General features: G+C 65.6%; 23 protein-coding genes. 15 read left to right on the top strand and 8 right to left on the bottom strand.

Going from position 1 to position 23,312, the window contains the following annotated elements:
* Window positions 1-17 precede the first annotated feature (17 nt).
* The gene (purU, locus tag BLT92_RS08580) at window positions 18-872 is read left to right on the top strand and encodes a formyltetrahydrofolate deformylase (RefSeq protein WP_092109011.1); all 855 of its coding nucleotides are present in this window, start codon (window positions 18-20) and stop codon (window positions 870-872) included.
* On the opposite strand, the gene BLT92_RS08575 is transcribed toward purU, so the two are convergent.
* Window positions 843-2,444, bottom strand: coding sequence for an aminotransferase class I/II-fold pyridoxal phosphate-dependent enzyme (locus BLT92_RS08575; RefSeq protein ID WP_231939100.1), 1,602 nt, complete (start codon window positions 2,442-2,444; stop codon window positions 843-845). The genes purU and BLT92_RS08575 overlap by 30 nt on opposite strands.
* A 74-nt stretch (window positions 2,445-2,518) precedes the next feature.
* Between BLT92_RS08575 and BLT92_RS08570 the strand changes: the two genes are divergently transcribed.
* Window positions 2,519-3,433 (top strand): LysR family transcriptional regulator, encoded by a 915-nt coding sequence (locus BLT92_RS08570; RefSeq protein WP_092104854.1) that lies wholly within the window; start codon window positions 2,519-2,521, stop codon window positions 3,431-3,433.
* 165 nt (window positions 3,434-3,598) lie between these two features.
* On the opposite strand, the gene BLT92_RS08565 is transcribed toward BLT92_RS08570, so the two are convergent.
* On the bottom strand, window positions 3,599-4,489 hold the full coding sequence (locus BLT92_RS08565; RefSeq protein WP_092104853.1) for an IclR family transcriptional regulator: 891 nt from the start codon (window positions 4,487-4,489) through the stop codon (window positions 3,599-3,601).
* A 258-nt stretch (window positions 4,490-4,747) separates the two neighbouring features.
* Here BLT92_RS08565 and BLT92_RS08560 point away from each other — a divergent pair, with 258 nt between their 5' ends.
* Together BLT92_RS08560 and BLT92_RS08555 are read left to right on the top strand one after the other, a co-directional pair.
* A complete protein-coding gene (locus BLT92_RS08560) occupies window positions 4,748-5,563 on the top strand; it encodes an ABC transporter ATP-binding protein (protein ID WP_331712242.1) in 816 nt (271 codons plus the stop codon).
* 138 nt (window positions 5,564-5,701) lie between these two features.
* Window positions 5,702-5,887, top strand: a complete 186-nt coding sequence (locus tag BLT92_RS08555) for a hypothetical protein (protein WP_092104852.1) — start codon at window positions 5,702-5,704, stop codon at window positions 5,885-5,887.
* A gap of 27 nt (window positions 5,888-5,914) precedes the next feature.
* Here BLT92_RS08555 and BLT92_RS21030 read toward each other — a convergent pair whose 3' ends face one another.
* The gene (locus BLT92_RS21030; RefSeq protein WP_269457385.1) at window positions 5,915-6,037 is read right to left on the bottom strand and encodes a hypothetical protein; all 123 of its coding nucleotides are present in this window, start codon (window positions 6,035-6,037) and stop codon (window positions 5,915-5,917) included.
* A 283-nt stretch (window positions 6,038-6,320) separates the two neighbouring features.
* Between BLT92_RS21030 and BLT92_RS08550 the strand changes: the two genes are divergently transcribed.
* Window positions 6,321-6,743: a VOC family protein gene (locus BLT92_RS08550; protein ID WP_092104851.1), complete on the top strand. Its 423-nt coding sequence runs from the start codon at window positions 6,321-6,323 to the stop codon at window positions 6,741-6,743.
* Between the two features lie 116 nt (window positions 6,744-6,859).
* On the opposite strand, the gene BLT92_RS08545 is transcribed toward BLT92_RS08550, so the two are convergent.
* Both BLT92_RS08545 and BLT92_RS08540 read right to left on the bottom strand, forming a co-directional pair.
* Window positions 6,860-7,870: a threonine/serine dehydratase gene (locus BLT92_RS08545; protein WP_231939099.1), complete on the bottom strand. Its 1,011-nt coding sequence runs from the start codon at window positions 7,868-7,870 to the stop codon at window positions 6,860-6,862.
* A gap of 93 nt (window positions 7,871-7,963) precedes the next feature.
* On the bottom strand, window positions 7,964-9,316 hold the full coding sequence (locus BLT92_RS08540; protein WP_092104849.1) for an MFS transporter: 1,353 nt from the start codon (window positions 9,314-9,316) through the stop codon (window positions 7,964-7,966).
* A gap of 371 nt (window positions 9,317-9,687) precedes the next feature.
* Between BLT92_RS08540 and paaZ the strand changes: the two genes are divergently transcribed.
* Window positions 9,688-11,724 (top strand): phenylacetic acid degradation bifunctional protein PaaZ, encoded by a 2,037-nt coding sequence (gene paaZ, locus BLT92_RS08535; protein ID WP_092104848.1) that lies wholly within the window; start codon window positions 9,688-9,690, stop codon window positions 11,722-11,724.
* Window positions 11,725-11,951: 227 nt separating this feature from the next.
* On the opposite strand, the gene BLT92_RS08530 is transcribed toward paaZ, so the two are convergent.
* From BLT92_RS08530 to paaI, 3 genes are all read right to left on the bottom strand, one after another.
* A complete protein-coding gene (locus tag BLT92_RS08530; RefSeq protein WP_092104847.1) occupies window positions 11,952-12,683 on the bottom strand; it encodes a TetR/AcrR family transcriptional regulator in 732 nt (243 codons plus the stop codon).
* 84 nt (window positions 12,684-12,767) lie between these two features.
* The gene (paaK, locus tag BLT92_RS08525) at window positions 12,768-14,063 is read right to left on the bottom strand and encodes a phenylacetate--CoA ligase PaaK (protein WP_092104846.1); all 1,296 of its coding nucleotides are present in this window, start codon (window positions 14,061-14,063) and stop codon (window positions 12,768-12,770) included.
* A 112-nt stretch (window positions 14,064-14,175) separates the two neighbouring features.
* A complete protein-coding gene (paaI, locus tag BLT92_RS08520; protein WP_231939098.1) occupies window positions 14,176-14,712 on the bottom strand; it encodes a hydroxyphenylacetyl-CoA thioesterase PaaI in 537 nt (178 codons plus the stop codon).
* 626 nt (window positions 14,713-15,338) lie between these two features.
* Between paaI and paaA the strand changes: the two genes are divergently transcribed.
* The 9 genes from paaA to BLT92_RS08475 all read left to right on the top strand — a co-directional run bounded on the left by paaA (window position 15,339) and on the right by BLT92_RS08475 (window position 23,301).
* On the top strand, window positions 15,339-16,367 hold the full coding sequence (gene paaA / locus BLT92_RS08515; RefSeq protein ID WP_092104844.1) for a 1,2-phenylacetyl-CoA epoxidase subunit PaaA: 1,029 nt from the start codon (window positions 15,339-15,341) through the stop codon (window positions 16,365-16,367).
* A complete protein-coding gene (paaB, locus tag BLT92_RS08510) occupies window positions 16,364-16,693 on the top strand; it encodes a 1,2-phenylacetyl-CoA epoxidase subunit PaaB (protein ID WP_092104842.1) in 330 nt (109 codons plus the stop codon). Before paaA ends, paaB begins: the two co-directional genes overlap by 4 nt.
* A 10-nt stretch (window positions 16,694-16,703) precedes the next feature.
* Window positions 16,704-17,684 carry a 1,2-phenylacetyl-CoA epoxidase subunit PaaC gene (gene paaC, locus BLT92_RS08505; RefSeq protein WP_092104840.1) on the top strand — a complete coding sequence of 327 codons (981 nt, stop codon included), beginning with the start codon at window positions 16,704-16,706 and terminating at the stop codon, window positions 17,682-17,684.
* Window positions 17,678-18,271 (top strand): 1,2-phenylacetyl-CoA epoxidase subunit PaaD, encoded by a 594-nt coding sequence (paaD, locus tag BLT92_RS08500; protein ID WP_092104838.1) that lies wholly within the window; start codon window positions 17,678-17,680, stop codon window positions 18,269-18,271. The genes paaC and paaD overlap by 7 nt, the downstream gene beginning before the upstream one ends.
* A 1-nt stretch (window position 18,272) precedes the next feature.
* Entirely contained in the window at window positions 18,273-19,355 is a 1,083-nt protein-coding gene (paaE, locus tag BLT92_RS08495; protein ID WP_092104836.1) for a 1,2-phenylacetyl-CoA epoxidase subunit PaaE, read from the top strand.
* A gap of 128 nt (window positions 19,356-19,483) precedes the next feature.
* Entirely contained in the window at window positions 19,484-20,650 is a 1,167-nt protein-coding gene (locus BLT92_RS08490) for a thiolase family protein (protein WP_092104834.1), read from the top strand.
* On the top strand, window positions 20,647-21,522 hold the full coding sequence (locus BLT92_RS08485) for an enoyl-CoA hydratase/isomerase family protein (protein WP_231939097.1): 876 nt from the start codon (window positions 20,647-20,649) through the stop codon (window positions 21,520-21,522). Before BLT92_RS08490 ends, BLT92_RS08485 begins: the two co-directional genes overlap by 4 nt.
* Entirely contained in the window at window positions 21,519-22,442 is a 924-nt protein-coding gene (locus BLT92_RS08480; RefSeq protein WP_092104832.1) for a 3-hydroxyacyl-CoA dehydrogenase family protein, read from the top strand. Before BLT92_RS08485 ends, BLT92_RS08480 begins: the two co-directional genes overlap by 4 nt.
* An 82-nt stretch (window positions 22,443-22,524) precedes the next feature.
* Window positions 22,525-23,301: an enoyl-CoA hydratase/isomerase family protein gene (locus tag BLT92_RS08475; protein ID WP_092104830.1), complete on the top strand. Its 777-nt coding sequence runs from the start codon at window positions 22,525-22,527 to the stop codon at window positions 23,299-23,301.
* Window positions 23,302-23,312: the final 11 nt, after the last annotated feature.

The raw sequence follows: 23,312 nt of genomic DNA, 5'->3' as shown, positions 1-23,312 counted from the left end.
TCAGAAAGAACAGAGGCATGCAGGACTACATCTTCACTCTCGAATGCGACGAACGCCCGGGCATTCTCCATTCCGTCACCGGTGCCCTCCTCACTCATGGGGGCGACATCAAGGAACTCAAGCAGTTCGACGATCAGTACGCGCAGCGCCTCTTCCTTCGCATCGACTTCAGCGTCGAGGAGGGCTCGAACGGCGCGATCGACGGTCTGCGCCAGGACTTCGAGGCCATCGGCACCGAGTTCGACGCCCGCTGGCAGATGTGGCCGCAGGGGGAGAAGCGGCGGGTCCTCATCATGGTCTCGAAGTTCGAGCACTGCCTCAACGACCTGCTCTTCCGCGCCCAGATCGGTGAACTTCCCATCGAGATCGCGGCCGTGGTGTCCAACCATGCGGATCACCGGGAACTCGTCGAATGGCACCACATTCCGTTCTTCCGCATCCCGGTGACCAAGGAGACGAAGCCCGAGGCAGAAGCGAAGCTGCTCGAACTCGTCGATCGCTTCGAGGTCGACCTCGTCGTGCTCGCCCGCTATATGCAGGTGCTCTCCGACGATCTGGCGCGTGAGCTCACGGGCCGGGCGATCAACATCCACCACTCGTTCCTACCCTCGTTCAAGGGCGCCAAACCCTATCACCAGGCCTGGGAGCGCGGGGTCAAGATCGTGGGCGCGACCGCGCACTTCGTCAACAGCGAACTCGACGAGGGGCCGATCATCGCTCAGCAGCTCGTCGACGTCGACCACTCCTTCGGCCCGCAGGATCTTGTCGCCGCCGGCCGTGACGCCGAGTGCAAGGCCCTGTCCAATGCCGTGAAGTGGCACGCCGATGGACGTGTATTCCTCTCAGGGAAGAGAACCGTCGTGCTGCGGTGAGGTGGGTTCCGCGACGACGCTGAAGGTGTCCATCCGCGAGTCCTGTGCCCCCCGAACATATCCTGAGGGGGCAGCCGCGGTCGTGCGGAGGAAATCGACCACCTCGACGCTGAGCACCTCACCTGGAAGAACATTGGGCACACCGGGCGGGTACGCGGCCAGAGCATCGGCTGATACCCGGCCGACCGCCTCGGCGAAGGGCACGGTCTGCGGCGTCGCGAAGTAGGCATCGCTGATTTCCATGCCCTTTTCGCAGCTGCCGGGCAGAACGATGGGACGCTCCGGCTCGGACTCGGACCGCGGCAGCTCCTGCAGCGCCGTCCAGAAGCGGTCGACATCGACGGGCGAGGTGGCGCCGATGAGCAGCAGCAGAGCCGAGGGTGTCGCCAGTTCGCAGTAGATCCGGTGGTCCCGGATGAGCTGATACTGGGCCTCGGCGCCGGTGATCCCGGCACCGCGGGTGTCGATGACGACCTTGAACGGATCGTTGTCGATGGAATCATGACCGCCGAGGATGTCGGGAGTCGCATCGCGGAACCTGGAGTCGTTCTTGACCCGGGCGCGGATCTCCTCAGCCGTGGTCAGCGCTTCTTCGATCGCCTCGGGGTGGGTGACGAGGTGGCGACGCGCCTCGTCGAGGGAGGAGAGCAGAATCGCACTCGACGAGGTCGACTGATACGAGCTCACGACCCGATCGACCAGCGTCTCGATACGCTGAGCCTGCGGGCCGTGACCGAGGTGGACCATCGCGGACTGCGCGAGCGAGCCGGCGCCCTTGTGAGTGCTGGAGATGACGAGGTCGGCGCCCAGGCGCACCGCGTTGACGGGCAGCTGCGGGTGCATGCCGAAGTGGGAGCCCCAGGCCTCATCGACGATGAGGGGTACATCGTGAGCATGGACCACCTCGGCGATGGCGGCGATGTCGGCCACCGCGCCGAAGTAGCTGGGGGAGACGAGATAGACCGCGGCGGAGTTCGGGTGCTCGGTCAGGGCGTATTCGACCTGGGCCGGGGTCACACCGTGGGAGGAGCCGAGCCCGGGATCGACGCGGCCGTGGATGAAGTGTGGGCGCAGTTCAGCGTGGGTGACGCCGTCGATGACGGAAGAGTGGACGCTGCGCTGGAGGACGAATTCGCGTCCCAAGCCGCGCACAACGGTCGTCGCGATGTGGTTGCCGCCGGATGCCCCGTTGGTGATGAACCAGGTCCGTGTCGCGCCCCAGGCCTCGGCGGCGAGCTGCTGCGCGGCGATGATCGGCGTGACGCGGTCGTGGTTGATCATGCGCCAGTTGTCCTGGTCGATGCCGCTGAAGAGCATGGGGAAGTCGATGCCCATACCGGCCTCGCCGATGACCTCGGCCAGGCCCGGAGCATGTGAGCCGTTGCCCTGGTGGGCGGGAACGTGCAGGCGCTGCCAGTCTTCGGCGGCCAGGGAGCGCAGAGCTTCGGCGTACGGTGCGGTGTGCTGGCGGGGGTCGATCGTGGTGTCGGCGTGTGTTGCCGTGGGGACGGTCGCGGTGTCCGTGGCGGGGGTGGTCGCTGTGTCGGGGTGGAGTCGAGTATGGGCGCGCATGGCGCCCACACTATGGATCGAATCCTGTCTACGATATAGCAAGAAACCATTCACGGTGACATAGTGTCTATATCATGATGACTCTGCAGCAGTTCCGGGTGCTCCTGGCCATCCGGGACGAAGGAAGCCTCAATCGTGCCGCCGAGGTGCTCGAGCACGGGGTTCCGACCGTGACCCATCATCTGCGCACCCTCGAATCCCATCTGCGCATCAGGCTCGTCGACCGGGCGCGGAACGGAACTCGACTGACGCCGTTGGGGGAGTCCTTCGCCGAGGAGATCGAACCTGTACTGGCACGCATCGACCGGGCCGAGCAGCTCGTCACCGCCCAGCGCGATGCCGGCGTGGTGTCCCTGCGCATCGGATCATTCTCCTCGATCGGTTCGCGCCTTCTGCCCGCCGCGATCGCCGGACTTCAACAGAGAACGTCCGTGCGTGTCGAGGTCGTCGAGGCCGAACCCAGCGAAGTCGTCCGGATGCTGCACGGCGGTGAGGTCCACGCCGGGCTCATCTACGACATCCCCGAACTGCCCGAATTCGCCGGTCCCGAGCTGCGCCTGCGCACTCTCCTCGACGAGCCCTACCGGGTCATGGTCGCCCGCGACGGGGAGCTGGCGGGGCAAGAGGTCCTCGATTTCGGCACGATGAGCGAGGTCGACTGGGTGTGCAGTCGCAACGAATCCGACGCCTCGGTGCGGGTGCTGCGACGGATCTCCCGGGGACTGGGATACGAGCTGCGCGAACTCATGCGCAGCGACGATCTCTACATGATCCATGGGCTCGTGGCTGAAGGGCTCGGATGCGCATTGACCACCGAGGTGGCCGTGGACACCGATTTCGACGTCGTCTTGCGGTCCGCTAAGCAGGACCTCGGTCAGCGTCGGGTCTCGTTCGTGACCAGGCCCGGACCCAATCCGGCAGCCGTCGGCTGGCTGGGCGAGATCCTCGGATCGGTGGCCGCGAGACTGGAGGCCGCCTCGGCGGGATGAACTCCGCTGCTCGGCGACGTGCGAATCGCGGAACTTTTGGTGTGAAATCAGCGTTCGGAATCGCATCAGAAGTTCCTCCATTCGCGGCGTCGCAGTGCGATTTGCGAAGTGGCGGTGCGGGTCAGAGCGGTCTGCCGGTGACCGGGACGTCGCCGGTGGGGTCGCTCAGGGATCGGCCTGGGTGCTCAGCGCCTCGGTGATGGTCTTGGCTTCGCGGCGGAGCAGGGCGACGAGGCGTTCGACGCGGGGCCCAGTCACACGATCGGCAATGCTCGCGATCGACAGGGCCGCGCGGGGGCGGCTGCCGCGGATCCGCAGCGGTACGCCCACCGCCCAGGAGCCTTGGGCGAAGAGACCAGGATTGTGGACGAAGCCGTCGACGCGGGCCCGGTCGATGATGTCGCGCAGCTGCGTGACCGAGACCTTGGGATACCGTTCGGCGAAGATCTGGGCATTGGCCTCGAACTGGGCGTCCACCTCGGCGGGGGAGAGTTCGGAGAGAATCGCGAGGCTGCCGGCGCCGATGCCCAAAGGATGGCGATCGCCCACGGACAGAGCGTTGTTCAGTATCTCGCCGAAGCCTTCCTCGCGCCTGGCGCAGATCGAATAGCTGCCGGTGCGCAGGGTGAGGAAGGCTGTGTCGCGGCTGAGCTCGGCCAGACGCAGCAGGCTCGATTCCGATTCCGTGACCAGCGGGTCGACGGACTTCTGCGCGAGCTGACCCAGGATCTGCGACTGCACTCCCAGGCGGTAGCCGCCCTCCTCGAGGCGCTCGACATACCCCATGGCGATGAGCGCCTGCAGCATCCGATGGACGCTGGCCTTGGGGCGGCCGCTGATCGAGGCGACCTCCGACAGGCTGGCACCGCTGCCGCGCTCGCCGGCAATGAGGCCGACGAGGTTGAGCAGCGACAGCGCGCGCTGGATGCTCTGGGCGCCAGTCCCGGGTTCGAGATCATCGACGGCGTGGGCGACGTTGAAGGAGGCGGACCGGCGGAGGATCTTCCCACGCATCTTCATGCGGTGGTCGTCATGGGCTTCGTCACCGTTGTGCATGACTCCATTATGGTCCCGCTCCGGGTGATGGTCAGATTCCCGCGTTCCTGGTGTCTCGGGTGTCCCGACGGTGGCTGGGGAGGACGCTGGAACAGGCGGGGATCGAGGGCCCGCGGTCCAGGATGTGGAACGGGACCCTGCTCACCGGCACCCACCTCGGCGAGGTCAAGTCCTAGACTGGGACAGCTTCGCAGCGGAGGACGGCTCCCGACGAGGGGTCGCCCGTGTGGAAGCGACCTGACGACGAAGGAAGCGAGTGTGAACACGGTGGGCGAAACGGTCCTCAAGCTGGACGATGTGACGTTCCGACGAGGGGAGACGAAGATCCTCCACGGCATCGACCTGAGCATCGGTCGTGGTGAGCACTGGGTTCTCATCGGCCCCAATGGGGCCGGGAAGTCGACCATTCTCAGCTTCGCCTCGGCGCAGGTCTTCCCGACCTCGGGGGCGGTCGACATCCTCGGGCAGCGCATGGGCCGAGTCGAACTCCAGGCCCTGCGCCGTCATATCGGACATGTGAATCCGCGCCACCCCCTGCGCTCGAGCCTGTCCGTGCGCGAGGTCGTCCTCACCGGTCTGACCGGCACGATTGAGAGGCCCTTCCGCTGGGAACCCAGCCCCAACGAGGTCGCGAAGGCCGATGATCTCATCGCCGAGGTGGGTCTGAGCTCCCGCGCGGTCGCGGGGTGGAAGGTCCTGTCCCAGGGCGAGCGAGGCCGCGCTCTCGTGGCCCGAGCGCTCATCGCCGACCCGCAGCTCCTGCTCTTCGACGAGCCGACCACCGGCCTCGACGTGGCCGCCCGCGAACAGCTGCTGGAGACCATCGATTCGCTCTCGGTGACCTCACCGGAGCTGACGACCCTGCTGGTGACCCACCACCTCGAGGAGATCCCGCAGTCCACGTCCCACGCGATGCTCATCTCCCACGGCCAGCTCACTGCATCGGGTGACATCGCCGAGGTGCTCACCACCGATCAGGTCAGCGCGGCCTTCGAGCACCCGATCGACGTCGGCTTCGCCGACGGTCGCTTTTCGGCCCGTGCGATTCGCGAGCGTGCTCTGGCAGTGGGGTAGCGACTCGCGAGCGGGCCCGGCTGTTGAGCGGCTCTCATCCCGCGCGATCCGCGAGCGCCGGTCACTGCGGTGTTGGTCCGCGTTCCGTGCCTGCCCATTGTGATTGCGCGCACACACCATGCGGCTTAGGCTGGAGGCATGAAGATGAGTACCGTGTGGAGCATCGTAGGCGCAATCATCGCCATCATCATTGCATGGTGGGTGGTCAACATTGCGTTCTCGATCGCATGGTTTCTCGTCAAGGCGATCATCGCCGTCGTCGTCGCGGCCGCCATCTTCGGCCTCATCAAGGCATCTCTGAAGTCCAAGGATAAGAAGCGCTAGTGGGTATTTCCGTTGATTCGTCGGTGGTCAGGCGGCTTGGGCCAGATCACTGGTATCGAGTTTTCGGATGAAGTTGTTGATATCAACGAAATCAGCCGGGCTGATGGCTTTGCGTTGCCGGATCGAGAAGCAGATCTCGACCTGATTCATCCTTCCCCAAATCTACGGTCAGTCCCTGTGGGTCGTCCTGCATTCCGATGCCGTCGCAACCACGATCGTCCAGGTGCTGGCCGGAATCATCGGCGTCGTCATCTCCACGGTCGCGACCACGGAACTCGCTCTCCTCCTAGCCAAAGGACAGCGGCTCGAGGCATCGGCTCGGACGCGCGGAGGACCGGCACAATGGGGAAATTCAAAGGCCCCAGTAATTGCGGGGATCCGGGCGGCGCGGAATAATCGGAATCACCAACCCGGTCATTCGAAGGAGAATCCTGTGGCGCAGTCGATCGCAACCTATGTTTTACTGCCCGGCAGCACAGCTGATGCGATGGAGCACTGGCACTCCGTCTTCGGCGGTGAACTCAACATCACGCGCTATGGCGACACCCCGATGGAGGGAATGCCGTTCGAACCCGATCCGCAGGCGGTCGCCCACGCCACTCTCGACACTCCTGCCGGCTCGATCGCCGGAGGCGATGCGCCGCTGGACGGCAAGGACTATGCCGTCAGGCACACCGCCTATTCCTTCCTGTACACCACCGATTCGGCGGACGAGGCACGCGGATACATCGCTGCCCTCGTCGATGGCGGCGGAGAGATCGGGGTACCGTTCGGGATCGCTCCCTGGGGCGACTGGTACGGTCAGGTCTTCGATCGCTTCGGCGTGATGTGGGCCTTCTCCTGCGCGGACGCATAGGAGAACCTGCCGTCAGGCCGCACAGACGAATCAACGGAAATACCCACTAGCACTGGCCGACTATGTGATCCGATGCGGATGAAATGGTCTGTCAGTGCACACGAAGCGAAGGTGCTTCAGAGATCGCCGAGGCTGGTGTTCGCCCCGCACAGAACGACGCAGACCTTCTCGTCGGGTGCCGGAATGTAGCTCCCGGAGCCGGCTGAACCGTGGATTCCGGCCAGTGCCGTGGCTGCGGCATGCTCGAGCGCCAATCGGTGCTCGCCCCACAGGTGATTGCGCGCGGCGATGATCTGCTCATCGTCGACCAGCACCGAGGTGACCAGGTCGTTCTGCGCAGCCGCCACAGCAAGAGGTGTGGCGTGACTGGCACCCAGAGAATCCGCCGCCACCGAATCGACCGGAACGTCGACGGGCTCGCCCGCCTCCAGCGCCGCGTTCAGTGCCCGACAGTTCGCAGGCTCGACTGCGACCGTGCGCACCCCGTGGAACGTTGCGGCCGTGGCCACTCCCGCGAACAGCCCTCCTCCGCCGGCGGAGACGACGATCGTGTCCAGGTCGGGGATCTGCGAGAGGATCTCGGTCAACATCGTCCCGGCACCGGCGGCGATGAGCGGATGATCGTAGGCGTGAGATGCCAACGCACCGGAGGACTCGACGAACTCCTGGCAGGCCAGAGCCGCCTCGGCGTATTCCGAACCGGTCAGACGCACCTCGGCGCCGTAGTCGCGCAGCCTCTCGACCTTCACGGCGGGAGCATTGGTGGGCAGGAACACGGTGGCCGGAACACCGGCATCGCGTGCCGCCCAGGCGCAGGCCAGTCCCGCGTTGCCGCCCGAGGCGATCGTCACCCCGGCCTCGGGGAACGTCCCCTCGGCCAGGTGAGTCTGGATGAAGTTCTGCGCGCCACGGGCCTTGAACGAACCGGTGTACTGCATGAACTCGAGGGCGAAGTGCACGCCCGACCCGGTCGGGTCGATGCTCGGCGGGGCGGACCACGTCGCGGCGGTCGTGGTCGGTGCCTCGGGAGCGTTCCCCGGCCGAGCCGACGCCACCGTCACCGGTCGCACCCGGCCGGAGATCCGCGCGGCGGCCGCTTCGATATCGGGATAGGACAACTGCGTCACTGTCGCCTCCTCAGGGCTCATGATGTCTTCGCGTCTCCAGCCTAAACCTTGCAGCAGATGCGATCAGCCAGCTGAGTGCGTCCCCGAGTCCACTCAGCTCCTGTGCTTGACGACGCCGAGCTCGACGCCCTTGGGCTCCTTGACCAGGCTGACGGCGATGAGCGAGATGACGCAGACGACGATCATGTAGACGGCGATCGACAGGGACGACCCGGTGGCGGTGAGCAGGGACTGTGCGATCGTCGGGGCGAAGGCGCCACCGAGGATCGCACCGATCGCGTAGCCGATCGACACGCCCGAATAGCGCACCTGGGGCGGGAACATCTCCGCGTACATGGCCGACATCGGTCCATAGGACAGACCCATGCCGACGGTGAGGACGAAGATGCCGATTCCGTACATCCAGATATTGGCCATGTCGATCATGAGGAAGGTCGGGATCAGCCACACGATGAGGAGGATGTAGCCGATCTGGAAGGTGCGCACACGACCCAATCTGTCCGACAGTGCACCGCCCCACATCGTGAAGACCAGCCAGCCGAAGCTTGCCAGAGTTGTGGCCAGCAGCACGGGCGCTCGGTCGAGGCCGACAGCGCCGCCCTCTTCGATGGGCCGGGAGGCGTAGGCCGCGAAGAACGCGATGATCATGTAGCCCACAGCGTTGTTGCCGATGAAGATCAGCGCGGAGAGGATGACTTGCTTGGTGTTCTTCTTGAACAGGGTCGACAGTGGCGCCGAGGACTCCGCGCGGCGTTGGGCGAGCTCGGCGAACACGGGGCTCTCCTCGACCTGTCGGCGAATGTAGTAGCCGACGAGGACGAGGACGACCGAGAACAGGAAGGGGATTCTCCACCCGAAGCTCTCAAACTGCTCGGGGGTGAGCAGCGTGGTCAGGATCCAGATCACGCCGGTGGCGAGGATCATGCCGACGGGCACACCGATCTGGGGGTAGGCGCCGAAGAGTCCGCGCTTGCTGATCGGAGCATGCTCGACCGAGAGGAGGGCTGCACCGCCCCATTCTCCGCCTGCGGAGAATCCCTGCAGGATGCGCAGCAGTGTCAGCAGGATCGGGGCGCCGACCCCGATGGCTGCATAGGTGGGCAGGAGTCCGATGAGCGCTGTGGCCGCGCCCATGAGGAACAGCGTGATGACCAGAACCCTCTTGCGTCCGATGCGGTCGCCGAGGTGGCCGGCGATGATCGCGCCCAGTGGCCTGAACAGGAATGAGATTCCCAGAGACGCCCAGGCCATGATCTGACCCAGTGCCGGATTGTCGGAGGCGAGGGGTGCGAAGAACTGGGCGGAGAGGATGAGGCCGGCGGCCTGGGCATACACGAAGAAGTCGTACCACTCGATCGTGGTGCCGACGAGGGTGCCGGCCAGAACCTTGCGTTCCTCGCGGGTGATCGAGGCGGGGGCTGCCGCTGCGGGCGAAGATGTGGACATGAGAGAACTTTCCCTGGGTGACGTGTGCTGCGGAGCGGCGGTCCTCGACTCTGAGTGATCGCCGACGCTTCCGCGCAAGTGACTGAATGGTCAGTAATTACCGTCAATCGTAATGCACGTGGTGATCGGTGTCACTTTCCGGATGGTCGGCTTGCCGGTGTCGGTGCGGTGTACGACCGCGATCCGGTGCGGTCGGCGTGACACGGGCAGTGCGATCGACGACCGCGATCGGTGCGGTGCGTGGTGCCGTCGGCGCGATTCATGCAATGACAATAACCGACCAATTGGTTAGTATTGCTGACAGGAATCGGCAGCGGTGCCGAAGATGGCCGCCGTGCACCGGGAGACATCGTTGAGCAGGGAGACCAGACATGACCGAGATTCTCAGTTCGTATGTGGCAGGCGACTGGCACACCCCCAGTGGGAGCCCCGACAGTGCCCGAGCCGTCCACGACGCGACCAACGGACAGGTTCTCCACCACGTCTCCTCGGCCGGCATCGACTTCGCCGCCGTCAATGAACATGCCCGCGGCACCGGAATCTCCGAACTGCAGAAGCTGACCTTCCACCAGCGCGGTGTGATCCTGAAGAAGCTCGGCGCCTACCTCATGGAGCGCGCCAAGGACTACCACGAGATCTCGTTTTCCACCGGCACCACGAAGCGCGACGGGTTCGTCGACATCGAAGGCGGCATCGGCACCCTCTTCACCTATTCCGGCGTCGCCCGGCGGCAGATGCCCAACTCCACGGTCCACCTCGACGGGGGAGTCGAACGCCTGTCGAAGAGCGGCACCTTCGTCGGCCGCCACATCCTGACCTCCCGACAGGGTCTGGCAGTCCAGGTCAACGCCTTCAACTTCCCCGTCTGGGGCATGCTCGAGAAGTTCGGGCCCATGTTCGTCGCCGGCATCCCGGTCGTCGTCAAACCCGCCACCGACACCGCCCACCTGACCCGAGCAGTGGTGGCCGACATGATCGAATCCGGGTTGCTGCCGGCCGGTGCCATCCAGCTCATCGCCGGTGACGTCACCCCGCTCTTCGACCATCTGGCCGAACAGGATGCGATCGCCTTCACCGGTTCCGCGGCCACGGCCAAGCACCTCGGCGGCCTGGAATGCGTCCGCGATCGCGGTACCCGATTCTTCGCCGAGGCGGATTCCCTGAACTTCTCCCTGCTGGGCCCCGATGCGGGGCCGGGCACCGAGGAATTCGACCTCTTCGTCTCCGGTGTCGTCGCCGAGATGACGATCAAGGCCGGCCAGAAGTGCACGGCGATCCGTCGCACCTTCGTTCCCGAACAGCATAAAGAGGCCGTCGCCGAGGCGCTTGTTGCGAAGCTGGAGACTCAGGGCGTCGGCGACCCACGTGAGAAGTCCACCCGGCTGGGCCCGGTCGTGTCTGACAAGCAGCGGACCGACGTCCTCGATGCCATCGATGAGATCACCTCGGCGGGGGCCCACGTCCTCACCGGCGGACGCGAAGCCTCCGATGAACTGGCGCAGAACCTCGGTGGAGCCTATGTCGCGGCCACGATCCTCCAGGCCGACGATCCGTGGGTCGATGCCGTCCACGACATCGAGGCCTTCGGGCCGGTGACCTCGCTGATCTCCTATTCCTCCACCGAGGAGGCAGTCCGTCTGGCCGCTCGCGGGCGCGGATCATTGGTCGGTTCGGTCGTCACCCACGATGCCGGGTTCGCCAGCGAATTCGTGCGCCAGGTCGCCCCCTGGCACGGACGCATCCTGGTCCTCGACCGCGACGACGCCGAAGAATCGACCGGGCACGGTTCGCCCCTGCCCACGCTCATCCACGGCGGTCCGGGACGCGCCGGTGGCGGCGAGGAGATGGGCGGACTGCGCGGCATCACACACTTCATGCAGCGCACCGCGATCCAAGCCTCCCCTGACATGCTCACCGCCATCGGCGGCGAATGGGTCGCCGGCGCTGAACGCCAGCTGGGCCAGCATCCGTTCACGAAGACCCTCGCCGATCTGCGCGTCGGCGATGCCCTCGAATCCGAGCGGCGCACCGTCACTCTTGAAGACATTTCGCACTTCGCGGAGTTCACCGGTGACACCTTCTACGCCCACACCGACGAGGAGGCGGCGGCCGCGAACCCGTTCTTCCCCGGACGCGTGGCACATGGCTACCTCATCGTGTCCTTCGCCGCGGGCCTCTTCGTCCAGCCGGACCCGGGCCCGGTGCTCGCGAACTACGGTCTCGAAGGACTCACATTCATCACACCCGTCTCACCAGGGGATTCGCTCAAGGTGACGCTGACCGCCAAGCGCATCACTCCGCGTGAGACCGACGAGTACGGCGAGGTCCGCTGGGACGCCGAGGTGGTCAACCAGAACGACGAACCGGTCGCCAAATACGACGTGCTGACGTTGGTCACGAAGGAGTAAGGGGCGCGTTCAGGCTGTCGTGCGGACGCTTCATCTTCTCTGATCGTCCTCAGAGCACAAACGGTTGGCATGTTCTCTTCGATCTGAGCGTGGGAATCGAGAAGAACATGCCAACCGTTTGAGGTGTGCGGGGTATGCGACGTGGGCTGAGGCCCCTGAGACCCACTGGCGCGCCCCGGCTGCAACCTCGCGAAGGCGAGCGGCGCGAATTCGCCGACGTGCCGCCTTCAGGCCTCGAGGCCGTTGAAGGCCATCGAGGTCACTGCGTCGGCGATGGTTTCGGGGTCGACCGGGTAGCTGGGGCGATACCACTCGGTGATGGAGTTGACCATGCCGAAGAGCAGGCGTGTCATCAGGCCCGGGGTGAAGTCCGAGCGCAGACCGCCCTCGTCGATGGCTTCGGCGACCAGAACCCTGATCTTGTCGTCGATCTTCCTGCGCTGGTCGAGGGCCTCGATCTCGACGGCCGAGTTCCCGCGGACCCGCAGCAGCAGAGTCACGGAGTGGTGATACTCGATGAGGATGACCACGCTGGCATGAACGGCGGCACGCAGACGCTCGAGGGCATTCAGCCCAGTCCGCTGACTTTCGGCCTCGACCGCGGAGTCCAGGGCCCCGATGCCGCGATTGATCGCCAGGTGCAGCAGCTCTTCCTTCGACTTCACATGGTGGTAGATCGCGGACTTCGTGATGCCGAGCTCACGCGCCACGGTGTCCATCGACGTACCGTCGTAGCCGCGGGAAACGAACACCTCGGTGGCCCTCTCGATCAGCGTCTCCCGGTCGTAACCGGGGCGTCCACGTCTGGTGCGCTTGGGCTGTTCCGGTGCGCCAGCCTCGGCGTCGGTGGTATTCGTCTGCGCCGACGAGTGGGCCGCGACACCCGTGTCTGCGCTCACGGCAGGGTCGACACCGGACTCCAAGCTCGGTGTCTGTGCAGGTGAGGTCGCTTTCGGCATGCGCACCAGTCTAACCGCTCTGCAATGCGGACGCCGCGGCCGGTGCAGGGTCATCCGCCACAGGACCTCGCGCCATGGGGTCGATCACCTGAGGCCCTCGCGGCGGTCGATGATGCGCTTGAGCTTGCCCACCGATCGGGGCAGCTCGCCGGGCTGGAGCACTGAGACGGTCGAGGAGACGCCGAGGCGCTCCTTGATCCGGGCGGTCACGAGTCCATTCAGCCCATCGAGTTCGACGGCGCCCACACCTTCGCGGGACTCGACCTCGACGGTGACCTCGTCCATGCGGCCGGGGCGGGTGAGCACCAGCTGGAAGTGGGGGCTCAGGTGTTCGAATTCGAAGAGCACGGACTCGATGTTGGCCGGGTAGACGTTGACGCCGCGGATGATGATGAGGTCATCGGAGCGTCCGGTGATGCGCGAGATGCGACGGAAGTTCGGGTTTGCGGTGCCCGGCAGCAGACTCGCCAGATCGTGCGTGCGGTAGCGGATGATCGGCAGGGCTTCCTTTGTCAGCGAGGTGAAGACGAGCTCGCCCTCCTCGCCGTCGGGAAGGGCGTCACCGGTGTAGGGGTCGACGATCTCGGGGTAGAAGTGGTCCTCCCAGATCGTCGGACCGTCCTTGGTCACGGCGGACTCGCAGGCCACGCCGGGGCCCATGACCTCGGAGAGGCCGTAGATGTCGACGGCGTTGATGTTGAAGGACTTCTCGATCTCCTTGCGCATCTCGTCCGTCCACGGCTCGGCGCCGCAGATCGCGGTCTGCAGACTCGTCGTCGTGGGGTCGATGCCCTGCTTGTGGAACTCGTCGAGGATGGTGAGCAGATAGGTCGGTGTCGCCGTGATGATCTCGGGCTTGAAGTCCTGGATCAGCTGCACCTGCCGCTGGGTCTGGCCGCCGGAGATCGGGATGATGGTGAACCCGTGGCGCTCGGCACCGTGGACGCCGAGGCCGCCGGTGAACAGTCCGTAGCCGTAGGCGTTGTGCATCATCTGTCCGCGCTTGCCGCCTGCGCCGAGGATCGAGCGGGCGATGAGGCTGCCCCACTTGTCGAGGTCGTCCAGCGTGTATCCCACGACGGTCGGCAGTCCCGTCGTGCCCGAGGACGCGTGGATGCGAGCGACGTCTTCACGCGGAACGGCGAACATGCCGAACGGGTAGTTGTCGCGCAGGTCCTGCTTGTTCGTGAACGGCAGCTTCGCGATGTCGTCGAGGCTGGTGATGTCCGCGGGGGTGATATCGAGGTCGTCGAAGGCCTTCCGGTAGAACGGCACATTCTCGTAAACCTTCGTGACCGTGGTTTTGAGGTTGGCGAGCTGGTCGGCGCGCAGCTCGTCGAGGCTCATGCGCTGGCCGGCATCGAGATCATTGGCAGTCATCGTTGTCTCCTTGGTCAATTCTGTTGTGCTTCGCAATTCGTGGGCGCCGAGGTGGGGCGTCGTTCCAGCGTCGTTTCAGGGGACCGCCGGGTGAGGTGTCCCGGGGTTCAGATCAGGGTGAGGTCGTCGGCTGTGCGGAGGCGTCTGCGGTCGTCGGTTGCGGTGCAGGCAGGGTGCGGGAGCGGCCGCGGTAGACGGCGACGATGTCCTCGCCGCGGGTGACCTCGATGTCGTAGATGCCCGAGCGGCCCTGTTTGACGATCTCCCGGCCGCGGGCGATGAGGTGATCGCCGAAATAGGTGGGCTTGAGGAAGTCGATGTCCCCGCCGGAGGCTACGGTGATCGAGCCGGGGTAGTTGCAGGCCATCGCGAAGGTGGTGTCGGCGAAGAGGAAGATGTAGCCGCCATGTGTGATGTCATGGCCATTGGTCATGATCTCGGTGATCGTCATCGAGCACTGCGACCAGCCGGGGCCGTGATCATCGACGGTGATGCCCAGATGCTGAGAGGCGCGATCGTTGGCGAACATCGCCGCGGCACCCGTGCTCGGCTCAACTCCTGTGCTCGGTTCGCTGCGTGTGGACTCCGCTGTGTCGATGACCTCGGTTGGTCCTGCGTCCTCGGGTGACCGGTGGCCGGACTTCTCCATATCGCGCTCCTCGTCGAGTGATGCTTCTGCAGCGGTTGGTGCACGTGGGATGCACGTGGGAGATGGCGATCTCACCCCAGAGATTCCGGAAACGGCATCTACAAAGATTAAACGACCATCTGGTCAATAAATATCGTTGTGATCGGCGACTCTGTCAAGTCGGGCGAGCACGAACGTCGAAACATCGGTGCAGCGCCGAGACTACTGTGCGTGCGCCGTTGTCTTGGCGCTGCACCGATGTTTCGAGTGAAGCATTGATGGGTGGTGCGCCGCGGGTGTCGGTGTGGCGTGCGTTTTTGGCGACAGCGTTCGGGTGTAAGCGAGTCTCGGTGCGCAAGCCGGTTCGTCGACGGGGGCTAAGCACGTTGCCGGCGAATGTGCTGCAGCGGACATGGGAGTCTCGGCAGGAAGGGTGGTTCGGGGGCCTGTGCGGTCATTCCCGGCCCACTGAGATGTGCCTGAGCGCGAGCCGCTGCGCATTGCACCCCGGCGTGCGGTGTGCCACACTGATAGAGAACAATACAGAACAAATGGTCAGTAAATGCTTGCTCCGGGCCGATGGTCGAATCGAACGGTCGGTGCGCAGCACACAGCCCGGGCAGGGCGCATCCAAGGGTGGAGTGGTCATGACAACAGAAGTCACCGGGACACCGGACGAAACAGAACTCGAGGCGCAGTTCGCCGACACGATCGGTCGTAAGGACCGGATCGAACCGCGCGACTGGATGCCGGAGAAGTATCGCAAGACTCTCGTGAGGCAGGTTGCTCAGCACGCGCACTCTGAGATCATCGGCATGCAGCCCGAGGGCAACTGGATCTCCCGGGCGCCCTCGCTGCGCCGCAAGGCGATCCTGCTGGCCAAGGTCCAGGACGAGGCCGGTCACGGTCTCTACCTCTACTCGGCCGCCGAAACCCTCGGTGCGACTCGCGACGAACTCACCGAGAAGCTCATCGCCGGCAAGCAGAAGTACTCATCGATCTTCAACTACCCGACGCTGTCCTACACCGACGTCGGCACGATCGGCTGGCTCGTCGACGGTGCCGCGATCTGCAACCAGGTGCCCCTGTGCCGGACCTCCTTCGGCCCCTACGGCCGCGCCATGATCCGCATCTGCAAGGAAGAGTCCTTCCACCAGCGCCAGGGCTACGAACTCCTGATGACGATGATGCGCGGTACCGACGAGCAGCGTGCCTCGGTCCAGGAGTCGGTCAACCGCTTCTGGTGGCCCTCGCTCATGATGTTCGGCCCACCCGATGACGACTCACCGAACACCGAGCAGTCGATGGAGTGGGGCATCAAGACCCACACCAATGACGAGCTGCGTCAGAAGTTCGTCGACATGTCCGTCCCGCAGGCCGAGGCCCTGGGTGTGACCTTCCCCGACGACGGTCTGAAGTGGAACGAGGAGCGTGGACACTACGACTTCTCGACGCCGGACTGGGACGAGTTCTGGGCCGTCGTCAAGGGCAACGGCCCCTGCAACGACCAGCGCGTGAACCACCGCAAGCGTGCCTGGGACGAAGGGGCCTGGGTGCGCGAGGCTGCGCTCGCCTTCGCCGAGAACTCGGCCGCCGGAGCCACCGATGACGCCGCACCCACCGATGACGCCGCACCCACGAACCCCGCAACCACCGCCGAGGAGGCCGCCAAATGAGCGCAGAGACCAACCCCGGAACCGCCGCCCCCGGCACGAGCGTCCGCGGCGAATGGCCCCTCTACGAGGTGTTCGTACGCGGCAAGCGCGGACTCAACCACGTCCACGTCGGATCGCTGCACGCAGCCGATGATCAGATGGCCGTCCACCACGCCCGCGACGTCTACACCCGTCGCAACGAAGGCGTGAGCCTGTGGGTCGTCCGCTCCTCGTCGATCACAGCCTCGAGCCCCGACGAGAAGGACCCCATGTTCGCCCCCAGCGGCGACAAGGTCTACCGCCACCCGACCTTCTACGACATCCCCGACGATGTCCCCCACATGTGAGGAGGCGACGATGACTGCACACAGCACCAACGAACCTTCCATCAACGTCGACCACGACGAAGCCGGAGCCCACATCGAGCACGGCCAGTCCGAGAACGCCTACTCGGGCCTGCTCGTCAATGACGCCAGCTGGGCCTTCGGCACCGACTTCGAAGACCCCCTGGCCGGCGTCGACACGACCGTTCCCTCCGGTGTCGACGCACACGAGCTGGCCGTCTACTGCCAGATGCTCGGCGACGACGCGCTGATCTTCTCCCAGCGGATCTCCGAGTGGTGCGCAGGCGCCCCCGACCTCGAAGAGGACATCGCGCTGGCCAACATCGCCCTCGACCTGCTCGGCCAGTCCCGACTTCTCCTCGCCCGGACCGCTGCCGCCGATCCCACGCTGGTGCCGCAGCTGCCCGAGGGCTCTCCGGTTCCCGATGAGGACAGGCTCGCGTTCTTCCGCGAGGATCTGGCGTTCCGCAACGTCCGACTCGCCGAGGTGCCCAACGGCGATTTCGCCGAGGCGGTCGCGAAGATCCTCATCTACTCCACCTGGCGCCTGGCGATCTTCGAACGCCTCCAGTCCAGCAGGGACTCCGTGCTCTCGGCCATCGCCGTCAAGGGCGTCAAAGAGATGTCCTACCACCGTGACTTCGCCGGGCGCTGGGTCCTCACTCTGGCCCGCGGCACCGAGGAGTCGAAATCTCGTCTGCTCTCTGCGCTCGACGGACTCTGGCCCCTGTGGGACGAACTCTTCGAGACCCACCCGATCGAAGCCTCGGTCGCGGCCGCCGGAATCGGAGTCGATCCCGCCGAGGTGGCCGATGAAGCCGGAGCCATCCTCGACCAGGTCTTCGCCACTGCCGGCATCGACCGCCCCGAACGGGGCGCGCTGGCCGGCGTGCGAGGACAGAGAGGCCGCGACGGACTGCACACCGAAGCACTGTCGAAGATGCTCGCCGACATGCAGGTCGTCGCCCGGCAATACCCGAAAGGACAATGGTGACCGCAACACTTCAGACCCACATGTCCACCACCGGCCACGACGGTGACGACCAAGGCACGCAGGTGCCCGAGGCCGAACACCGCACCCCCGCCGAGGCGCTCGTCTATGCCCGCGCAGCCGCAGCACGCGTCACGGATCCGGAGATGCCGATGCTCACGCTCGTCGACCTCGGCGTGCTCCGCGACGTCACGATCGAAGACGGTCGCGTCGTCACGACCATCACCCCCACGTACTCGGGCTGCCCGGCGATGGCGACGATGCGCGATGATCTGCAGCGCGAACTCCAGGACGCGGGATTCGAAGGCGCCGAGGTGCGGGTGTCCCTGACACCGGCCTGGACGAGTGACTGGATCACCGAGGAAGGGCGAAGAGCACTCAAAGGTGCCGGAATCTCCCCACCCGGGCAGGCGCCTCGGAAGACGGGGCCCGTGGCCCTGACGCTGATGCCCACGAAACGGGCCCTGACCTGCACCTTGTGCGGCTCGGCCAATGTGAAGCTGTCCTCGGAATTCGGTCCGACGGCCTGCAGGGCGATGTACCAATGCCTCGACTGCCTCGAACCGTTCCAGCATGTAAAGGAGATCTGAGATGACCGAAACGATCAATCAGAGCGCCTCCCGGACCGCCTTCTACCCGCTGACGGTGAAGTCGGTCGACCACCTCACCGATGACTCGGCGGCAGTGACCTTCGACGTCCCGGCCGAATACGCCGACCTCTTCGACTTCGCCGCGGGACAGTCACTGACCCTGCGCCGGATGATCGATGGTGCCGAACACCGCCGCTCCTACTCCATCTGCGCCCCGGCCGGGACCGATCCGCGCATCGGTGTGCGCGAGATCCCGGAAGGACTCTTCTCGCAGTGGCTCGTCAACGACGTCCGCCCCGGTGAGACCATCGAAGTCCAGCCGCCCAGCGGCAGCTTCCAGGCCGATCCGGACCTCGGCGGTCGACACCTGTGCATTGCCGCAGGTTCGGGCATCACTCCGATGCTCTCGGTCGCCACCACCGTCCTGTCGAATCCGGACGCCTCGGTGACCATGCTTTACGGCAACCGCAACACGAATACCGTGATGTTCACCGAGGAGCTCGCCGACCTCAAGGACTCCCGCAATCAGCAGCTCGATCTCATCCACATCCTCTCCCGCGAGCCCCGGGAGGTCGACCTGTTCTCCGGTCGCCTCGATGAGGAGAAGCTGCGCCAGCTGCTGACCAGCCTGGTGCCCATCGGCGATATGGACCACGTGTGGCTGTGCGGGCCCTTCGGTATGCTCAGCGACGCCCGGAAGGTTCTCGCCGAATTCGGAGTGCCCAAGGATAAGATCCACTTCGAGCTCTTCTACGTCGACGAACCGCCACCGGAGGTCGTCCACGCGGACAAGGTCGTCGAGGGCGCCACCAGCGACGTCACGATCGTCCTCGACGGACGGCGTTCCACCTCGGCGATGTCGCAGGGCAAGACGATCCTCGACTCCGCGCAGGAGTCACGCTCGGATCTGCCGTTCGCCTGCAAGGGCGGAGTGTGCGGCACCTGCCGCGCCAAGATCTGTGACGGCGAGGTCGACATGGTGCGCAACTACGCCCTCGAAGACTCGGAGGTGGAGGCGAACTTCGTCCTCACCTGCCAGACCTTCCCCGTCAGCGACGAGGTCACGGTCGACTACGACTCGTGAGACGAGTTGTCTGCGAGTCGAATTCCACGTATACGCACACGCCCCGAGACTTCTGAGCGTCTGACATTCTCAGCCGATACGCTTGAGGATTGTCGACGCCACCCCGCACATCACACCTGAGGAGACCCATGCCCGAGGCTTTCGTCCTTGACGGACTGCGCACACCCATCGGCCGCTACGGCGGAGTCCTGGCTGATCAGCGACCCGATGACCTCGTCGCGACCACGCTCAAGACCGTCGTCGACCGGTCGGGGATCGATCCGGGCGACATCGACGAGGTGATCCTCGGATCGGCGAACCAGGCCGGTGAGGACAACCGCAACGTCGCCCGCATGGCAGTGCTGCTGGCCGGTCTGCCCGAGTCCGTTCCCGGCTTCACCGTCAACCGTCTGTGCGCCTCCGGGCTGACCGCGATCACGACGGCACGGCAGATGATCGCCGCCGGTGACGCCGAGGTGGTCGTGGCCGGTGGGGTCGAATCGATGACCCGCGCACCCTGGGTGACGGAAAAGCCCCAGCGCCCCTGGGCGAAGCCGGGCAGGTCCTGGGACACCTCGATCGGCTGGCGCTTCACCAACCCGGCCTTCGGCGAGGACACGACCTTGTCGATGCCCCAGACCGCCGAACGTGTGGCTGAGCAGTGGAAGCTGGGCCGTGAAGAGCTCGATGCCTTCGCCTATGCCTCCCATCAGAAGGCACTGGCCGCGCAGGAAGCGGGCAAGTTCGATCCCGAGATCCTGCCCATCGGCGACGTCAGCGCCGACGAGGGCCCTCGTGCGGAAACCACCCCGGAGAAGCTCGCCAAGCTGCGGGCGATTCACGGACCCGGAGGAGTCATCACCGCCGGCAACTCCTCGTCCCTCAACGATGGTGCCGCCGTCGCGATTCTCGTCAGCGAACGCTACGCGAAGAAGCACGGTCTGAGCCCCAGGGCCCGCGTCGTCAGTGGTGCCAGTGCCGGCGTCTCTCCGGAGATCATGGGCATCGGGCCTGTCCCGGCCACCCGTAAGGTGCTCGACCGTGTCGGCTGGAGCGTCGACGATCTCGAGACCGTGGAGCTCAACGAGGCCTTCGCCTCCCAGTCACTGGCCTGCATTCGCGACCTGGGCCTCGATCCGGAGATCGTCAACAGCTTCGGCGGTGCGATCGCGCTGGGCCATCCCTTGGGCTGCTCGGGCGCTCGCATCACCCTGACACTGCTCAACCGCCTGGAACAGGCCGATGCCAAGCGCGGACTGGCGACGATGTGCGTCGGCGTCGGCCAGGGTTCGGCCCTGCTGTTGGAGCGAGTATGAGTGGGGGCGACACCGCCGGGGGCGATTCGACCAACGGTGCGGACGGCGCGAACTCCCCGCTGCTGATCGAACGCCATGCCGACCGGGTCATCATCCGGCTCAACCGACCCGAGGTGCGCAACGCCATCGACCAGAACATGGCCGATGCCCTCCACGCGGTGTGCGCCGAACTCGAAGCCGAGCCGAAGGTCGCCATCCTCACGGGCTCGAATGGTGTCTTCGCCGCCGGTGCCGACATAGGCCAGTTGTTGGGCCGTGGCCGCGAAGAGGCCCTGGCCGGCATCAACTCGAAGGTCTTCACCCGCATCCAGGAACTGCCGATGCCCGTCATCGCCCTCGTCGAAGGCCACGCGCTGGGCGGCGGAGCAGAGCTGGCCTTCGCCTGTGACTTCCGCATCGGGACACCGACGACGAAGATCGGCAACCCCGAGACAGGACTGGGCATCCTCGCTGCGGCCGGAGCCGCCTGGCGTCTGCGTGAACTCGTGGGGGAGCCTCGCGCCAAGGAGATCCTCTTGGCGGGACGGACTCTCCAGGCCGAAGAGGCCAAGTCCATCGGCCTGCTCAACGACGTCGTCGACCCCGAGGACCTCGAACTCGCCGGTGAAGCACTTGCCGATCGGATCGCGAGCTTCGCACCGTTGGCCGTGAGGTTGAGCAAATCGGCATTCCACGCTCCACGTGAAGCCCATCCGCTCATCGACGATCTGGCCCAGGCCGTGCTGTTCGAGACCGAGGAGAAGCACACCCGGATGGAGGCCTTCCTCGCGAAACGGGAGGCGAAGAAGCGGAAGAGGGCCGAAGCCGTGGCCACCGAGGCGATGGACGAACAGGACGTTCCCCGACACGACGAAAGAGGCACCACCGAATGAGCGAGCAGAGGGCTCGCGAACCTGACGCCGTGCACACGCCGAACCCGACGGCGGGATCATCGCCGGACTCAGCGGCGGGCGCAGACAACGCCGGCCCCCAGGTTCCGGAAACCGTCGGCGTCTATGGCGGGGGCCGGATGGGTGCGGGCATCGCCCACGCCTTCGCCAGCGCCGGAGCCCGCGTCATCATCATCGAGAACACCGAAGAGACCGTGGCCGCAGCCAAGGAGCGCATCGACGCCTCGGTCGAGAAGTCGAAATCCAAGGGCCTCGACGTCACCGGCACCGTCGAGGTCGTGCGGGACCCGACCCTGCTCGACCAGGCACTCCTCGTGATCGAAGCCGTCCCGGAAAACGTCGAACTCAAACAGACGATCCTCGCCGCCATCGCAAAATACGCTCCGGCCGCGAGCATCGCCACGAACACGAGCGCACTGTCCATCGATGAGCTCGCCGCCGCACTGCCCCGGCCCCATGCGCTCATCGGACTCCACTTCTTCAACCCGGTCCCCGTCAGCGACCTCGTCGAGGTCGTCGTCGGCACCCACACGCAACCGGAGCTCGTCGGCGTCGCGAAGTCCTGGGTCGCGGGACTGGGGAAAACGGCGATCACGGTCAAGGACTCACCGGGATTCGCCTCCAGCCGCCTCGGCGTGGCCCTGGCGCTGGAAGCGATGCGGATGGTCGAAGAGGAGGTCGCGAGCCCCGAGGACATCGACAAGGCGATGACGCTGGGCTACCGGCACCCGGCCGGACCGCTGCAGACGACCGACATCGTCGGCCTCGACGTCCGCCTCGGCATCGCCGAGCACCTCGAGACGGAACTGGGCCCGCGATTCGCCCCGCCGCAGCTGCTCAAAGACAAGGTCGCATCAGGTCAATTGGGTCGAAAGTCCGGCCAGGGATTCTATACTTGGTGATCAGGCGGACAACAACCCCGCTTGCCGCACCGTCAGCTGCAGCACCCTCAGCTGCAGCACCGTCATCTGCAAAGGAGCACACGTGACCGAGATCCGACTGTCCAACCGGGGAAACATCGCAGAGATCGTCCTCGACGGCCCCGATTCCCGCAACGCCCTCGACGCGGACAACCTCCGTGATCTGGCCGCAGCGGTGGCCAAGGTCGCCGAGGCGGTCCCGAACGTCCGTGCGCTCCTGATCAGGGGAGAGGGCAAGGTCTTCAGCTCCGGTCGCGACATCTCGGCCGTCGACGTCGAAACCGATGACGCACACGCGTTCCTCGCCGAAGCCTTCACCCCCGTCTTCCAGTCCATCCGTGCCTTGCCGATCCCCGTGATCTCACAGGTCCAGGGTGCCGCCCTGGGACTGGGCTTCGGCGTCGCTGCGGCCGCGGACATCATTTTCGCCGCCGACAACGCGAAGTTCGGCTCGCCCTTCGCCGCGATCGGCGCGATGCTCGACTCGGGTGCTCACCACGTGTTCCTCGACCGGGTGGGTTACCACCGGACGATGGACCTCATCATCACCGGTGATTTCATGACCGGCGCTGAGGCGGCCGCTGCCGGCATCGTCTCCCGCGCGGTCCCGGCCGAGGAACTGGCCGAGTTCGTCGAGTCGAAGCTGTCGACGATCGTGACCGGCCCGGCCGAGGCCTTCGCCATGGAGAAGGGCTTCGTGCAGAAACTCGCCGATGACCGCCCGACCCTGGCGCAGGTGCTCGCCGAGGAGGCCAACCTCCAGGAGACCGCCCGCCAGACCCCGGACTATGCCGAAGGCTTCACCGCCTTCCAGGAGCGACGAGCACCGAACTTCGGGTGAAGATCTGCCAT

Origin of the sequence: Brevibacterium picturae, assembly GCF_900105045.1 — a bacterium.
Classification (GTDB): Bacteria; Actinomycetota; Actinomycetes; order Actinomycetales; family Brevibacteriaceae; genus Brevibacterium; species Brevibacterium picturae.
Note: the sequence above shows the minus strand (reverse complement) of the source record. Positions and strands in the feature narration are given on the sequence as shown.

Coding starts and splice junctions, on each gene's coding strand:
- BLT92_RS08530 (WP_092104847.1), bottom strand. CDS start 12,683: ATGCCGAAAGCGACCTCACCTGCACAGACACCGAGCTTGGAGTCCGGT.
- BLT92_RS08570 (WP_092104854.1), top strand. CDS start 2,519: ATGATGACTCTGCAGCAGTTCCGGGTGCTCCTGGCCATCCGGGACGAA.
- BLT92_RS21030 (WP_269457385.1), bottom strand. CDS start 6,037: ATGAATCAGGTCGAGATCTGCTTCTCGATCCGGCAACGCAAAGCCATC.
- paaI (WP_231939098.1), bottom strand. CDS start 14,712: ATGGAGAAGTCCGGCCACCGGTCACCCGAGGACGCAGGACCAACCGAG.
- paaZ (WP_092104848.1), top strand. CDS start 9,688: ATGACCGAGATTCTCAGTTCGTATGTGGCAGGCGACTGGCACACCCCC.
- BLT92_RS08575 (WP_231939100.1), bottom strand. CDS start 2,444: ATGCGCGCCCATACTCGACTCCACCCCGACACAGCGACCACCCCCGCC.
- paaB (WP_092104842.1), top strand. CDS start 16,364: ATGAGCGCAGAGACCAACCCCGGAACCGCCGCCCCCGGCACGAGCGTC.
- BLT92_RS08555 (WP_092104852.1), top strand. CDS start 5,702: ATGAAGATGAGTACCGTGTGGAGCATCGTAGGCGCAATCATCGCCATC.
- paaD (WP_092104838.1), top strand. CDS start 17,678: ATGGTGACCGCAACACTTCAGACCCACATGTCCACCACCGGCCACGAC.
- paaE (WP_092104836.1), top strand. CDS start 18,273: ATGACCGAAACGATCAATCAGAGCGCCTCCCGGACCGCCTTCTACCCG.
- BLT92_RS08565 (WP_092104853.1), bottom strand. CDS start 4,489: ATGCACAACGGTGACGAAGCCCATGACGACCACCGCATGAAGATGCGT.
- BLT92_RS08480 (WP_092104832.1), top strand. CDS start 21,519: ATGAGCGAGCAGAGGGCTCGCGAACCTGACGCCGTGCACACGCCGAAC.
- purU (WP_092109011.1), top strand. CDS start 18: ATGCAGGACTACATCTTCACTCTCGAATGCGACGAACGCCCGGGCATT.
- BLT92_RS08540 (WP_092104849.1), bottom strand. CDS start 9,316: ATGTCCACATCTTCGCCCGCAGCGGCAGCCCCCGCCTCGATCACCCGC.
- paaC (WP_092104840.1), top strand. CDS start 16,704: ATGACTGCACACAGCACCAACGAACCTTCCATCAACGTCGACCACGAC.
- BLT92_RS08485 (WP_231939097.1), top strand. CDS start 20,647: ATGAGTGGGGGCGACACCGCCGGGGGCGATTCGACCAACGGTGCGGAC.
- paaK (WP_092104846.1), bottom strand. CDS start 14,063: ATGACTGCCAATGATCTCGATGCCGGCCAGCGCATGAGCCTCGACGAG.
- paaA (WP_092104844.1), top strand. CDS start 15,339: ATGACAACAGAAGTCACCGGGACACCGGACGAAACAGAACTCGAGGCG.
- BLT92_RS08490 (WP_092104834.1), top strand. CDS start 19,484: ATGCCCGAGGCTTTCGTCCTTGACGGACTGCGCACACCCATCGGCCGC.